Here is a 13,382-nt window from a genome sequence, read left to right as displayed (position 1 = left end):
GTGTCTGCCTATCGATGCCGCTTCCACAAGAAATATCGCGCCCGACGCACCGATATGCCCGGGCGCGCGGAGAGGATGCGGCTGATCTCAACCTTTCGGAGATGTTGCGCTTTCAACGGGTTGAATAGCCGCTCGGGAATTGGAGGGACTTGAGACATTATGGCTGTGTACTTAGCCGATATTCTTGTCGATTCTGCGACTTCTTCACCTGGAGGGAGAGCGGCCCGATACTCACTCTTCAATTCAGACAACAGAGTTACGGCATCCTCGCGGCTCCGGGCTGCAGAGCGACGATCTATGAGCAGGTCGATGGTTGTTAAGCATGCCGTCGACACGGCAAGCCACCCCAGCCACGTAGTCCGCTCCGCTGAAACTCCCCAAAGGGTCACACGCACAGATGTGGACGCAAACGCGAATGCCACCCCAACCGTGGAAGCAATCAGGATGAGACTAGTGCTCATGTACGCCACGACATTGTTCCAATCGCGCAACTTTGACTGCATTGTGGCCATTTGGTCCACCAGCCGTCGCTGCCTGTCGAACTCCGCCTTCGCCTCATCCGCCGTCACTTACACAACCCCGAATAGTTCACGGTAATGGGCGGCGGAACGCGCGCTCTCAAGCTGACCTTTGAGTCGGGCAAAGGCGGCACTTACCTTGCGACGCGCTGGACTACGAGCATCGCCCAAATGATCATCGATATGAACCGACTGTCCGGTGATATCCCCTGTCGGTCGGAGGACAGCTTCGGCGCACGCACCGATAAGGTGCTTAAGCATGGAGTCCCTGTCGCGCCGCCCCGTGTAACTGCCGAACGCACTCACGGCGATGGCCTCAACGTGGTACCCACCAAGGCGAGAATCACTTGGGACTGCATTCTGAATCAGCGCCTTGGCAAGCTTGATTGTCGGCACCACCGCGCCCCCATTCGACGCATTCACCTCAGTGAGCTTTTCAGCAAACTTGTGGGGGCGTATGCGCCTCCACTCTTGGCCGCTCCACGAGGGAACCGAGGTGTGACCATCTCGCTCGACAGCCGGCAAGAGCTGGACCTGCGCCCCGTCGCGGTACGTGATCGTCACCGCGAGATTTCCGCGCGTGATGCTCGAAATGTCGCCAATGGATAGTCGCCGTATCAGTGCTTCCTCGAAGCGTTGCACAAGGTCTGATGGCCTAGCCGAGGGGTCGTTAACTACAACCAGGGCATCTACGTCGCTAAGTCCGTCTACATACGTGTGCTTCGCCACGCTGCCTCCGAAGAGCAGTCTATCTACGTCAATGGCAAAGTCCGCGAGGGCATCCTGAAGCGCCTTAAGGCGCTGGCGAGTAAGTTCTGAGTCCCGGCTATTGACCCCCGCCAGTAGTTCCGAAAGCAGGGCGTTGACCTCAGCTTGGGCCTCTTGCTCCTGTAGTTGTTGGTGTATCTCTGCTCGAACCGTGGCGAGGTCATCCTCCGGCCGAATGTAACTCTCGCCTCGACCGCCTCCGCTACCGCCCATCGCTAAACGCCCTTCTCTCGCTCTGCCATGACGAGATCATATATTCCTCGTAGCACCACATGATGCGGGCCAAGTTCCTCGAACCTTGCTGCGTCTGAAGCCCAGATTTGCATGCGGCGTTTCATCCTCGCCAAGTAGGCAAGATTGGCGAAATGCCGCAACTGATCAGCGCGGTCCGGACGGTGGTCGATCTGGAAGTTCAGGATCCGGGCCGCATCGGGATGCATAGCCACGTCGTCATGGTAGGCGTACTTTAACCAACTGAGGCCGTCAAATATCTCAGCTCCGCACATGAAGTACAGCAATGTGAACACTGGGTCCAGTCCCCCGAATACATGGATTGGGACAGCTTCACACCCGCCGGCATCCATCGCCGCGCGCAGCCGGGCGAGACAGACGAGCCGATCAAAGACCGTACCGCCAAGGTCCTTTTCAGTCACGCCGATGACATCGAAGGTTCTCCAATTCTTGATGTCGGGCACAAGAGCCGTGGTCTCGATGTACCGCAACTCGCCCTCAGGCTTTACTAGGAAATCAGTACGCAAGTGCGGCCGGCCACCAAAGAAGTCCTGCGCAGCTTCCCGCTGCTCCACGTAACTTGGGCGACTTGTCGCAGGGCGATCATATGAGACCACCAACAGACTTGCATCGTGCGGAAGTGAATCGATCAGCGCAGAGTACTGTGCAAACGTAAACTCCTTTGGATACCTTGTCCCGCGCGAAGATTCTCCACTTTCGAAATCCGCGCTAAGTTCATATCCACCACTGTCGACTACCACAACACTAGGTGTACCCAACGGGGATTCGGAGTACCTTGCCGAGTCGCGCAGCCAATCGCTTCGGCCGACGTAGCCGTGATGAAGGTCGTACGCTGATACTAGAACAGACTCATTCATGTCGGGATGAGCGAGTTCAAGCACCGGCGCGGTCTCCGAGCGACCATCCTCATCTATAGGGAATCCCTTGCTCGATAGACTTGGCACTAGCATGGGACCAGCAACGCCATCCGGCGAGATGTCTAGTCTTCTACTTCGCGCCAACACGGGCACGCTCCCAGTCTTGACATGAAAGACACTGGCCGCATGGGTCGTTCGCGCGCTCGCAGCTGTGGGTCAAGTGGATGGGCACTTGTGAATAGCGGGCGTGTGAAATGATCTCGTCCTTTCTCCTATGCAGAAGCGGGGCCAAGATCCGGGCAACTCCCCCACTTTGAGCGTCTATCAATTGTTGCCAAGCGGTAGTCCAAGCTGGAGAGCAATCGGCGTACTCAGTTCCTCCGTGGATCCCGACCGCAATGGATCGTCCGGGCAGTGTCGCCCGCGCGAGGGCGATGAGCATGTCGTTTCTGCCCGGTATCTCTCCGCTCTGTGGAACTGACATACCCGTGAGCCCGACCTCCTGCCAGGGAAGGTCATAGTGGGCAGCCACCCTGGTACTCGCGGTGCGTTCCGCTTCGCGCGCTGGCTGGCCATAATCGACAAACAGGGCAGCGATGTCCCACCCCTGACTCCTTAGGGCATGCGCGACGACCGCACTGTCGATCCCGCCACTCAACAACACCGCGCAGGATCCGGCATACGTCATCGCCATGCGCACACCTTGGCATGCCGAGGGGCCCTACAGGATGTGTTGGCGCCTGACGAGCGCTATCAGCGGCCTCTCGCGCCGCCCCAAAGAACAATCTGGAGCCTGTGGCTGAGGGACCAGCCGCGATCTGCCACTGGGCCCGCCAACTCGCGCAGACGCGCTGTCAGTAACTCCGTGTCCGTTCCCTCGGGCATCACCCACACTTGGCTCGGGCGCAAGGCCAAGTCTCTTTGTGCGGTCTCCACCTCAGCAAGGTCGCCACGAGAGGTCACGACGAATTTGAAGACTGAGTGCTTCAAGGCGGCTAGCTCTCGGAGGACCTCTGGCCGCCGCCGATTGCGCAGTGGGATGCCACTGTTCCGCAGTTTGGGGCTTACGACGACCAAGTCGAGTTCATTTCCCAGCGGGCCTAGCGGGACCGTCCCGTTCGTCTCGATCTCGACGCGGCGTTCGCGGCCCCGCAGCGTCTGCGCCAGTGAAAGTAGCGCGGCCCGTTGAAGGGCCGGCTCTCCGCCGCTGATGACAGTGAGCGCGGTGCGCATGTCGAGGACGCGATCTACCACGTCCTCGACCGGGCTGTAGCGCAGCTCGCGGTCAAGGTCGTATCGAGAGGCGTCCCATGAGTAGGGCGTGTCGCACCACGAGCAGGCGAGGTTGCACCCACCCAGGCGCACGAAGCTGGCAGTTTGCCCTGCGCTCGGTCCTTCACCCTGAAGGGTAGGTCCGAAGACCTCACTGATTAGGAGCTGGTCCACGCTCTCGACGTCGCTTGCCGTCATCGCTCAAGCAGGACGGAGCCTGAGTCCGTCTCCCACAACCTCAGCCGACACCAAGGCAGCCCCCTACTGCTCAACTCACGTGCGATGTGCAGTGACGTCATCTCCGCCGTGGGGTTGTCGATGAGGTCGTTGAGAAGGTGGTGATCCAGTTCCGAGAGCACTGGATCGACGACCTCGTCCACGTCGGCGAAGTCCATCACGACGCCGTTCTCGTTTGGTTCCCCGGCGACTTCCACCTCAAGGTGGTAGGAGTGCCCGTGCATGCGGCTGCACTTCCCGGCGTGCCAACTCAACACGTGGGCGGCTTCGAACGAGTAGCGTCGAACAACGGAGAGGCGCACGAGTCGAAGGTATCGGCCCATATGACCGCCTCTCCGAGTTGGCCCGCAAAGGTGCCGCGCGTCTTGACGACGTCACGGTGCTCCGGGCAGGCGATGCGGTCCGTCTCAACCACTTGCCTCACGCGGGCCACCTCCGCAGCTGGGCCCCGCCCCCGGTTCCGTGGCTCCCTCCTCAGGCTCGGAACCGCTCATACAGTGAGCTCGGCAGAGGCGGGTCCCGGTGCCGACTGCGTCGACGCTAAGTGGCGCTACTGGCGTTTGATACTGCAAGACCAATCGTGCAATCGCCCGATGGACGATCGCGCCTCGGCTCATACGGCGGGAGGACTTTCTCTACTGGCTCAAGGCGCGCCTCCGGCGCGCAGGCGCGGGGCCCCGCGACAGGGACCCCCGCGCTCCGGGCGCTTCGCGCCCTCCGCGCACCCCCGTCGCACCCCACGCAAGCAGAACAACGGTGCGAGCTGTGCACGACACCTACTGTTGCTTCGTGCCTGACAACCCGTTCGCGGATGCGGACCTCGACGCTATCGAGCAGCGTCTCGAAGACCTGGCAACCGACCTCGAAGCTCAGTTCGGCAATGCCGTCCGCGTCCAACGGTCTGAGTCGGCTATCGGCAAAACCTGGACTCTCACCCCAGCGAACGATCGCGCCCTTGGTGCGGTCTGGATCGCCTTCCACGCTGGTGACCTGCAGCTCGAATCCGGACGCGGCCCGGGCGGACGGTGGGAGCTGTCCCGCACCAGCGACCACGCATCGTTCATCGAGCAGGCCGTCCATTCCATCGCTGCCGGCCGCGTGACCGAAACCACGGCGAGGGGACGTTCCCGAGTCACCATCACCTTGCCCGATGGCACCCCCAGCAGAGAGACCGGATCTGTCACCCCGGCCGGCTGCCTCCCACTACCGCTGTGGCCGCGATGGGCCGACACCCGCCAGTACGAGCCGTACCGGTGACCGCTCTGACGTTTCCAGGCCCGCCGACCCTGCGCTCCACTCTCCGCCAGCCTCCGGGCCGCATCAAGGGCGCTCCGCGTCGCTGCGCGATGACCTACGGCCACCCTTGACCCGACCACTCCGGCCGGCTCCCCTGCTCCGCTACGGATCGGTGGCTCTCCCTGCCCGCGTGCCCAATCGTGCCCAATCACCCCCAAGAAGACACCAAACAGGCACCACCAAAGCCGCTGCAGCCGTGCGTGAACGCAGCCCGCGATGACCCGTCCGCTCGCTTCCCAAGCTGGACACGCGAGTTCGATTCTCGTCACCGGCTCCGTACCAGCGGCGCAGCATCCGGTCGACCACGATCTGGCGCGTCCTGCGGACACGGACCCGGCCGACGGGTTAGCCTCCTGGCGCCGCAAGCGCAGGGGCGCGGCTCGCATCCATCCGGCCCGAGGACCCCCGCATGCGCATCGCCCGCCAGACCACCCGGCACGCCCCCCGACTCGCCGTCGCCGCCGCCCTCGCGACCCTCGTCGCGATGCCCGCAGCCGCCGCGGCCCCCACGACGGGCGCGGCGCCCCCTGCGGACGCCCCCACCGCCCCGAGCAGCCCCACCACGCTGGCCGCGGCCACCGCCGCCGACAGCCGCATCGCCTCCAAGCTCACGTCCCGCGCGACGACGTCGCGCTTCGGCACGGCGTTCTCCGGCACCGTCATGGACGCCGGAACCGGCCGCATCGTCTGGAGCACCCGCCGCACGACGACACTCATGCCGGCGTCCAACACCAAGCTCTTCACCGCCGCCACCGCGCTGAACACCTTCGGCCCGGACCGCCGCTTCACGACGTACGTCCGTCGCGGCGCCCGCGCCAACCAGGTCGTCCTCGTCGGGGCCGGCGACCCGCTGCTCAGCAGCGCCAAGATCCGCGGCCTGGCCCGCGCGACGAAGGACTGGATCGATGCCCAGGGCTACAAGCACCCCCGGGTCTACGTCGACGACTACTTCTTCCCCTCCCCGAGCCTCGCGTACGGCTGGAAGTCCAGCTACGTCCCCGAGGACGTCACGCCGGTGCGCGCGATCGTGCGCGACAACCGCGACCTCATGAACACGAGCACCGACGCCGGCCGGTACTTCGCCGCCAGCCTCCGCGCCCTTGGGGTGTCCGACGCCCAGTACGCCGGCCGCCAGGACGTCGCCAACACCCGGCGCGTCCTCGCGCGGGTCAACAGCGTCACCGTGGCCGGCATGGTCCGCCGGATGCTGCTGACCAGCGACAACGACGTCGCCGAGATCCTCCTGCGCCGCACGTCCTACCAGCTGCGCAACGGCACCCGCTGGACCGGCGCCAAGGCCACCCAGAGCGAGGGCGCGGCCGCCCAGGGCCTCGGGCTCGGGGTGCTCTACGACGGCTCGGGCCTCTCCCGCGCCGACCGGCTGTCCAGCGGCCAGGTCGCGGCCCTGCTACGCACCGCGGTGACCGGCTCCAACCCCAAGGTCGCGACGATCCGGTCCACGAACGTCCTGCCGACCGCCGGGCGCACCGGCACCCTGGAGTACCGGTTCACGAGCAGCGCCTCCGACTGCGCCGTGGGCAAGGTCTGGGCGAAGACGGGCACCCTCGCGGACGCCACGGCCCTGTCGGGGTACACCGTCGGCACGGACGGCCGGAGGAAGATCTTCTCGTTCATCGTCAACGGCCGCGCCACGGACACGACGCTGCGCAACGACATGGACATGCTCGCCGCCACGGTCAACGGCTGCTACTGACGTCCGCCCGCCGCGGCGGGAACGCCTCAGCCGTTCGGGACGATCCAGTCGAGCACCGTCACGAACCCGATGACGGCGCACACGACGAACAGCGCACCGACGATCCAGCCGATGACCTGCGCGCCGTCGAGCCCGCCCGAGTCCTCGTCGTCGGAGGAGGTGCCGTCGGACGGCGCGGAGTCGGGCGTCAGCGGCGAGTCGCTCCGCTCGAGGTCCGGCTCCCGCGAGAGCGCCCGCTCGCGCAGCGCCTCGATGCGCGGGGGTCGCGGCTCGGACCGGAAGGGCTCGGGCAGCGAGCGCCACATGACGGCGAAGTCGTCGCCCGCCTGCTCACGCCACGCGGCCACCGCGCTGTCGGCCTCGGGCCCACGGGTGCCGGTGGCGAACCACGCGGCGCCGGCCCGCGGGAGGTCGCCCATGCCGTGGTAGACGTGCCCGAGCAGGGTCAGCGCGTCGGTGTCGCGCTCGGACTCGACGTGCCGGGCCAGCAGGTCACGCGCCTGCCAGGTCCGCCCGGCGTCGATGTGCTCGCGCGCCTCCGCGACGACGTCGTGCCCGAGCCCGCTCATGCGCCCACCTCCGTCGACGCCCGTGGCACCCGGACCGCCACCTGCGCCAGGAGCACCGGCCCCATCCGGCTGGCGGAGCGACCGTCCCCGTGCGGGTCGCGTCGCCGGACCGGCCGGCGCAACGGGACGGGGATCGCGGTCACGCCCCCGAGTATGCCGGGACGGCCCGGGTCGTGCAGACGCGCCGGACCGCGTCAGGCCGACGGTGCGCCCAGGTGCCCGGTGGCCGAGGAGATCGCCGACCGACGCAGCACCCTCGGCGTCGGCCCGCCGACGACGGCCTCGTCGTGGCTCCGGCGGCGTCCGTCCCCTCCCGCGCTCCGTCACCCACCGACGTCCGGTCGGTCGACCCGGACCACCGGCAGGCGGCACTCGGCCCCGGGTCCGTCCCCGGGACATCTCGGGCCCTCACCGCACGACCCGGTCACCTCGGTGACCGCGTACTGCGCCTCCCCGTCGGGGAAGGGCCCCTCGTCCGTGACGGTCCGACGCGCGTCCGGACCGGCCTCGACCTCGCGACGACCGCCCACCCGCCGGCGCCCCCGGCGTCGGTCGCGGGCCGCCTGTGGACGGTCCAGGAGCGGACGTCGTCGTCCTCCCGGCCACCCCAGGTGACGGTGACGACGCCGTCGGCCGAGCTCACCTCGACGTCGGGGACCGGGACCCGGCGCGCGCACGCTCCCTCGGCCGTCAGCTCGCGCGGGCCGCCATCCTCGCCGCAGCCGGCGACCCCGAACCGGGGCGAGCAGCAGCACGAGCACGGCGAGACGTGCCCTCGCCCGTCCCCCGGACCGCTCCACCCGCTCACCACCCCCGTCGTGCCTGCGCTGGAGGGAAAGTACCGGGGCGCGCGGGCGCGGCGTCCGGCGATCTGCGGATCGCGCCGCCGGCGGCATCGGCCCGTCCGACGGCACAGAGCTCCGGGCGTTCCCATTCCATCTGCTTGCGATTGTTACCGGCTGGTAGGACACTGGTGAGCGAGCGCTTACTTATCGACGTCGAGAGGACCGGTCATGGGTCACTACAAGAGCAACCTGCGGGACATCGAGTTCACCCTGTTCGAGGTGCTCGGCCGCGGCGACGTGCTGGGCTCCGGCCCGTACGCCGAGCTCGACGCCGACACCGCGCGCGACATGCTGGCCGAGGTCGCCCGGCTCTCCGAGCACGAGATCGCCGAGTCCTTCGCCGAGGCCGACCGCCACCCGCCGGTCTACGACCCGCAGGACCAGTCGGTGACGATGCCCGCGGCCTTCCGCAAGAGCTTCGACGCCTACCGCGACAGCGGCTTCTGGGCCATCGACCTGCCCGCCGAGCTCGACGGCACCGTCGCCCCGCCGAGCCTGCGCTGGGCCGTCAACGAGATGCTCCTCGGCGCCAACCCGGCGCTGGCCATGTTCGCGGCGTCGTACTCCTTCGCCAAGCTCCTGCGCCTCATGGGCACGCCGGACCAGCAGCGGCTGGCCCAGCTCATCGTCGAGCGCGGCTGGCACTGCTCGATGGTGCTGACCGAGCCCGACGCCGGCTCCGACGTCGGCGCCGGCCGGACCAAGGCGGTGCAGAACGAGGACGGCACGTGGACGCTCACCGGCGTCAAGCGCTTCATCACCAGCGCCGAGTCCGACATGGTCGACAACGTCGTCCACTTCGTCCTCGCCCGTCCCGAGGGCGCCGGCCCCGGCACCAAGGGCCTCAGCCTTTTCATCCTCCCGAAGTTCCACGTCGACCTCGAGACCGGTGAGCTCGGCGAGCGAAACGGCGTCTACGTGACGAACCTCGAGAAGAAGATGGGCCTCAAGGTCTCCCCCACCTGCGAGCTCACCTTCGGCGGCGACGCCCCGGCCGTCGGCACGCTGCTCGGGGAGGTCCACGACGGCATCGCGCAGATGTTCCACGTCATCGAGAACGCCCGGATGATGGTCGGCACCAAGGCCATCGCGACGCTGTCGTCGGGCTACCTCAACGCGCTGGAGTACGCCAAGGAGCGCGTCCAAGGCGCCGACCTCACCCAGCAGGCCGACAAGAGCGCACCCCGGGTGACGATCACCCACCACCCCGACGTCCGCCGCTCGCTCATGCTGCAGAAGGCGTACGCGGAGGGGCTGCGGGCCCTCGTCCTCTACACCGCCGCCCAGCAGGACGTCGTCGACCAGCACGTCCTCACCACCGGCGAGCACACCTTCGAGAAGGGGTCGGCCGCCGACGTCGCGAACCGCGTCAACGACCTGCTCCTCCCGATCGTCAAGGGCCTGGGGTCCGAGCGCGCGTGGGTGCTGCTCGGCACCGAGTCGCTGCAGACCTTCGGCGGCTCCGGCTTCCTCCAGGACTACCCGGTGGAGCAGTACGTCCGCGACGCGAAGATCGACACCCTGTACGAGGGCACGACGGCGATCCAGGGCATGGACTTCTTCTTCCGCAAGATCGTCCGGGACCGGGGCCAGGCCCTCACCCACCTCGCGACCCAGATCCAGGAGTTCGCCAAGGACCTCGGCCAGCACGAGGGCCGCATCGACCGCGAGCGCGAGCTGCTGGGCCGCGGCCTCGAGGACGTCCAAGGCGTGCTCGGCTACATGGTCGACCAGGTGATGTCGTCCGACCCGCGGGCCGGCGGCGACGTCACCAACCTCTACAAGGTCGGCCAGAACACGACCCGCCTGCTGCTGGGCGCGGGCGACCTCGTCGTCGGCTGGCTGCTGCTGCGCCAGGCCGCGGTGGCGCTCGACGCCCTCGCCGCCGGCGCCGACGGCAAGGAGCGCGACTTCTACGAGGGCAAGGTCGCCGCCGCGCAGTTCTACGCCCGGCAGGTGCTGCCGCGCCTCGCCGCCGAGCGGGCCATGGCCGAGGCCACCGACAACAGCCTCATGGACGTGCCCGAGTCCGCCTTTTGACCCGAACCGAGGGCGGCGACCCCCGGACTGCGCCTCACGCACGGCGGCCCCCGGGAGTGCGACCGCCGGACGACGGCCCCTGGACTGCGACCGCCGCACGACGGCCCCCGGACGGCGGCCGGTTCGCAAGACAAAGCCGGGGTTCGACGGGGTTGTCTTCCCTGGCGAACCCAGGCTTTCCCGCCCCCGGCGGGAAAGCCGGGACGGACAGGGCCGCTGCTCCTAGCGATCGACGGACGGCGCCCGGTTCGCAAGACAAAGCCGGGGTTCGACGGGGTTGTCTTCCCTGGCGAACCCCGGCTTTCCCGCCCCCGGCGGGAAAGTCGGGACGGGCGGGGGCGGCCGTTCCCTTGTGAACCCCGGCTTTTCCGCCCCCGGCGGGAAAGTCGGGACGGGTGGGGTCAGGTGGTGGCCGAGGGGAAGTACTTCTCGACCCGGACATCGCCGGAGCGGGCGTGGCCCTCCATGCCCTCGACCCGCGACACCCGGGCCGCGACGAGCCCGATGTCGCGGCTGGCCTCACGGGTCATCTGCTCGAAGGTCAGCGTCTTGAGGAACTTCCCGACCCACAGGCCGCCGGTGTACCGCGACGCGCCGCGCGTCGGGAGGATGTGGTTCGGCCCGGCCGACTTGTCGCCGTACGCGACGGTCGTCTCCTCCCCGAGGAAGAGCGTCCCGTAGTTCCGCAGCCGCTCGTGCCACCAGGGCAGGTCCTCGGCGTGCACCTCGACGTGCTCGGAGGCGTACTCGTCGGAGACCTCCGCGGCCTCCTCGCGGGTGTCGCACAGGACGACCTCCCCGCAGTCCGCCCACGCCGTGCGCGCGGCGTCGGCCATCGGCAGCGGGGCGACGGCCTCCTCCATCCGCTCCATCACGGCGTCGGCCACCCGCCGCGAGGTCGTGACGAGGACGACCGGCGAGTCCGGCCCGTGCTCGGCCTGGCTGGCGAGGTCGACGGCCACGACCCACGGGTCCGCGGTGTCGTCGGCGAGCACGAGCGCCTCGGTGGGGCCGGCGAAGACGTCGATCCCCACCCGTCCGAAGAGCAGCCGCTTGGCCTCGGCGACGAACCGGTTGCCCGGCCCGGCGAGCACGTCGGCGCTGCGCCCGGTGAAGATGCCGAACGCCATGGCCGCGACGGCCTGGACTCCGCCGAGCGCGAGGATGGCGTCGGCCCCGGCGCGGTGCATGGCGTAGAGCGTGGCGTCGTGGATGCCCGCGCCCTCGCGCGGCGGCGAGGCGGCGACGACGAACTCCACGCCGGCGGCCTTCGCGGTGCCGATGCTCATCGCGGCCGACGCGGCGTGCGCGTAGCGCCCGCCCGGGACGTAGCAGCCGGCGACGGAGACGGGGATGTGCCGGTGGCCGGCGACGAGGCCCGGGCTCAGCTCGACCTCGAGGTCGACGAGCGTCGCTCGCTGGGCGGTGGCGAACCGGGTCACCTGGTCCAGCGAGAAGTCGATGTCGGCGCGCACCTGCTCCGGCAGCCGGTCGGTGGCCGCCTGGATCTGCTCCGCGCTCACGAGGAAGGACTCGGGGCTCCAGCCGTCGAGCATGGCCGAGATGCGACGCACGGCCTCCTCACCGCCCTCCTCGACCTCGCGCAGGAGGCGCTCGACGACGGCCGTCGTCTCCGGGTCGGCCTCGGCGGCGGTCGTCGGGGCCGACTTCAGGTGGGTGATGCTCATCGTGGCTGCCTTCTGGGGTCGGAGGTGGGGTCGGGGGCCGGGGAGGGGGCGGTGACGCGTCGGGCGCGGTCCATGGCGTGGCCGACGATGGCGACGAGGCGCTCGACGTGCTCGTCGGTGAGCGCGAGCGGGATGCGCACGTCGACCAGCCGGGACACGACCCGGTCGGTGTGCGGCAGCGGCTCGGGCTCGGCGTAGAGCCAGGACCGGTAGGACGCGGTGAACCCCGACGGCTCGGGCGCGCCGAACCACTTGAGGTGCACGCCGAGCGCGCCGGCGGTCCGGCACAGCTCCTCGACCTGCTCGGGGGCGAGGTCGTCGACGAAGAACTGCAGCGAGCTCCCGACGAAGTGCTCGCGCGGGTCGCGCACGGTGAGGCGGACGCCGTCGACACCGCAGAGCCCGGCGGCGACGGCGTCGTAGAGGGCCCGCCAGCGCACGACGCGCTCGTCGAGCAGCGGCAGCTGGGGCCGTAGCACCGCGGCGGCCAGCGCGCTCATCCGCATGCTGTGGTTCGGCTCCTCGCCGAGCAGCGGCTCGAAGACCGACAGGTCGGGCCGGCTGTGGTGCTGGCCGTGCAGCCGGTAGCTGCCGGACGCGAGGACCGCGCGGGCGGCGACCTCGTCGTCGTCGGTGACGAGGACGCCGCCCTCGCCGGAGTTCAGGTGCTTGTACCCCTGGGTGCTGAAGCAGCCGGCGACGCCGAAGGTCCCGGTCGGTCGCCCGTCCCACGACCCGCCGAGCGAGTGCGCGCAGTCCTCGACGAGCCGCAGCCCGAACTCGTCCGCGACCTCCCGCACGGCGCCCAGGTCGGCGACGTGGCCGCGCATGTGCGAGAGCAGCAGCACCGCGCCGGGGTGCTCCGCCGCCCGGGCGCGCAGCGACCCCAGGTCGACGGTGAGGTCGGGCGTCGTCTCGACGAGGACCGGACGACCGCCGGCGTGCACGACGGCCCCGGGCACGGGGGCGAGCGTCCAGGAGTTCATGAGCACCGGGTCGCCGGGCCGGACGCCGAGGCAGTGCAGCGCGAGGAACATCGCGGCGCCGCACGAGCTCGTGGCCACGGCGTAGCGCCGACCCAGGTAGGCGGCGAACTCGGTCTCCCACTCCGCGACGTGCGACGGCTGGCCCGAGCTCTCGGCGTAGCGGAACAAGGCCCCGCTGCGCATCAGGGCGACGGCGGCCTCGATGCCCTCCGGCGGGATCGGCTCGCTCGTCGCGAGGTCGAGCCCGAGGGGCTCGGGGGGCGCGGCCTGCGCGGTCGCGCCGCTCCCCGGTGACGGAGGTCGGTCCATGGGGACAAGGCTATGGCTCGTCCGGCCCGGG

General features: G+C 68.8%; 11 protein-coding genes. 3 read left to right on the top strand and 8 right to left on the bottom strand.

Translation table 11 applies throughout. The features are described 5' to 3' along the window. Positions 1-569: 569 nt before the first annotated feature. The 5 genes from EPD83_RS05260 to queD form a co-directional block, all read right to left on the bottom strand. On the bottom strand, positions 570-1,499 hold the full coding sequence (locus tag EPD83_RS05260) for a CBASS oligonucleotide cyclase (protein WP_128365564.1): 930 nt from the start codon (positions 1,497-1,499) through the stop codon (positions 570-572). Positions 1,500-1,501: 2 nt separating this feature from the next. Further along, positions 1,502-2,092: a hypothetical protein gene (locus EPD83_RS05255; RefSeq protein ID WP_128365565.1), complete on the bottom strand. Its 591-nt coding sequence runs from the start codon at positions 2,090-2,092 to the stop codon at positions 1,502-1,504. A 433-nt stretch (positions 2,093-2,525) separates the two neighbouring features. Beyond that, complete coding sequence (locus EPD83_RS21035; protein WP_407676014.1) at positions 2,526-3,083, bottom strand: 7-cyano-7-deazaguanine synthase; 558 nt, start codon at positions 3,081-3,083, stop codon at positions 2,526-2,528. 65 nt (positions 3,084-3,148) lie between these two features. Beyond that, positions 3,149-3,865, bottom strand: coding sequence for a 7-carboxy-7-deazaguanine synthase QueE (locus EPD83_RS05245; RefSeq protein WP_128365567.1), 717 nt, complete (start codon positions 3,863-3,865; stop codon positions 3,149-3,151). Then, on the bottom strand, positions 3,862-4,206 hold the full coding sequence (gene queD / locus EPD83_RS05240) for a 6-carboxytetrahydropterin synthase QueD (RefSeq protein ID WP_164896131.1): 345 nt from the start codon (positions 4,204-4,206) through the stop codon (positions 3,862-3,864). Before queD ends, EPD83_RS05245 begins: the two co-directional genes overlap by 4 nt. A gap of 487 nt (positions 4,207-4,693) precedes the next feature. Between queD and EPD83_RS05235 the strand changes: the two genes are divergently transcribed. Together EPD83_RS05235 and EPD83_RS05230 are read left to right on the top strand one after the other, a co-directional pair. Continuing rightward, positions 4,694-5,161 (top strand): hypothetical protein, encoded by a 468-nt coding sequence (locus EPD83_RS05235; RefSeq protein WP_128365569.1) that lies wholly within the window; start codon positions 4,694-4,696, stop codon positions 5,159-5,161. Positions 5,162-5,609: 448 nt separating this feature from the next. Next, on the top strand, positions 5,610-6,914 hold the full coding sequence (locus tag EPD83_RS05230; protein ID WP_128365570.1) for a D-alanyl-D-alanine carboxypeptidase/D-alanyl-D-alanine-endopeptidase: 1,305 nt from the start codon (positions 5,610-5,612) through the stop codon (positions 6,912-6,914). 26 nt (positions 6,915-6,940) lie between these two features. Here EPD83_RS05230 and EPD83_RS05225 read toward each other — a convergent pair whose 3' ends face one another. Then, positions 6,941-7,483 (bottom strand): hypothetical protein, encoded by a 543-nt coding sequence (locus EPD83_RS05225; protein WP_128365571.1) that lies wholly within the window; start codon positions 7,481-7,483, stop codon positions 6,941-6,943. Between the two features lie 1,013 nt (positions 7,484-8,496). Between EPD83_RS05225 and EPD83_RS05220 the strand changes: the two genes are divergently transcribed. Then, complete coding sequence (locus EPD83_RS05220) at positions 8,497-10,368, top strand: acyl-CoA dehydrogenase (RefSeq protein ID WP_165566301.1); 1,872 nt, start codon at positions 8,497-8,499, stop codon at positions 10,366-10,368. A gap of 401 nt (positions 10,369-10,769) precedes the next feature. On the opposite strand, the gene hisD is transcribed toward EPD83_RS05220, so the two are convergent. Next, positions 10,770-12,056, bottom strand: a complete 1,287-nt coding sequence (gene hisD / locus EPD83_RS05215; protein ID WP_165566300.1) for a histidinol dehydrogenase — start codon at positions 12,054-12,056, stop codon at positions 10,770-10,772. Next, entirely contained in the window at positions 12,053-13,351 is a 1,299-nt protein-coding gene (locus EPD83_RS05210; RefSeq protein ID WP_165566299.1) for a DegT/DnrJ/EryC1/StrS family aminotransferase, read from the bottom strand. The genes hisD and EPD83_RS05210 overlap by 4 nt, the downstream gene beginning before the upstream one ends. Positions 13,352-13,382 lie beyond the last annotated feature (31 nt).

It is taken from the genome of Phycicoccus flavus (assembly GCF_004025965.2).
Taxonomy (GTDB): domain Bacteria; phylum Actinomycetota; class Actinomycetes; order Actinomycetales; family Dermatophilaceae; genus Phycicoccus; species Phycicoccus flavus.
This window is presented reverse-complemented; position numbering and strand designations above follow the sequence as displayed.

What these genes read in the sequence shown, in the direction of transcription:
- EPD83_RS05260 (WP_128365564.1), bottom strand. Translation starts at nt 1,499, where the DNA reads ATGGGCGGTAGCGGAGGCGGTCGAGGCGAGAGTTACATTCGGCCGGAG.
- EPD83_RS21035 (WP_407676014.1), bottom strand. Translation starts at nt 3,083, where the DNA reads ATGACGTATGCCGGATCCTGCGCGGTGTTGTTGAGTGGCGGGATCGAC.
- EPD83_RS05245 (WP_128365567.1), bottom strand. Translation starts at nt 3,865, where the DNA reads ATGACGGCAAGCGACGTCGAGAGCGTGGACCAGCTCCTAATCAGTGAG.
- EPD83_RS05230 (WP_128365570.1), top strand. Translation starts at nt 5,610, where the DNA reads ATGCGCATCGCCCGCCAGACCACCCGGCACGCCCCCCGACTCGCCGTC.
- EPD83_RS05225 (WP_128365571.1), bottom strand. Translation starts at nt 7,483, where the DNA reads ATGAGCGGGCTCGGGCACGACGTCGTCGCGGAGGCGCGCGAGCACATC.
- EPD83_RS05220 (WP_165566301.1), top strand. Translation starts at nt 8,497, where the DNA reads ATGGGTCACTACAAGAGCAACCTGCGGGACATCGAGTTCACCCTGTTC.
- hisD (WP_165566300.1), bottom strand. Translation starts at nt 12,056, where the DNA reads ATGAGCATCACCCACCTGAAGTCGGCCCCGACGACCGCCGCCGAGGCC.
- EPD83_RS05210 (WP_165566299.1), bottom strand. Translation starts at nt 13,351, where the DNA reads ATGGACCGACCTCCGTCACCGGGGAGCGGCGCGACCGCGCAGGCCGCG.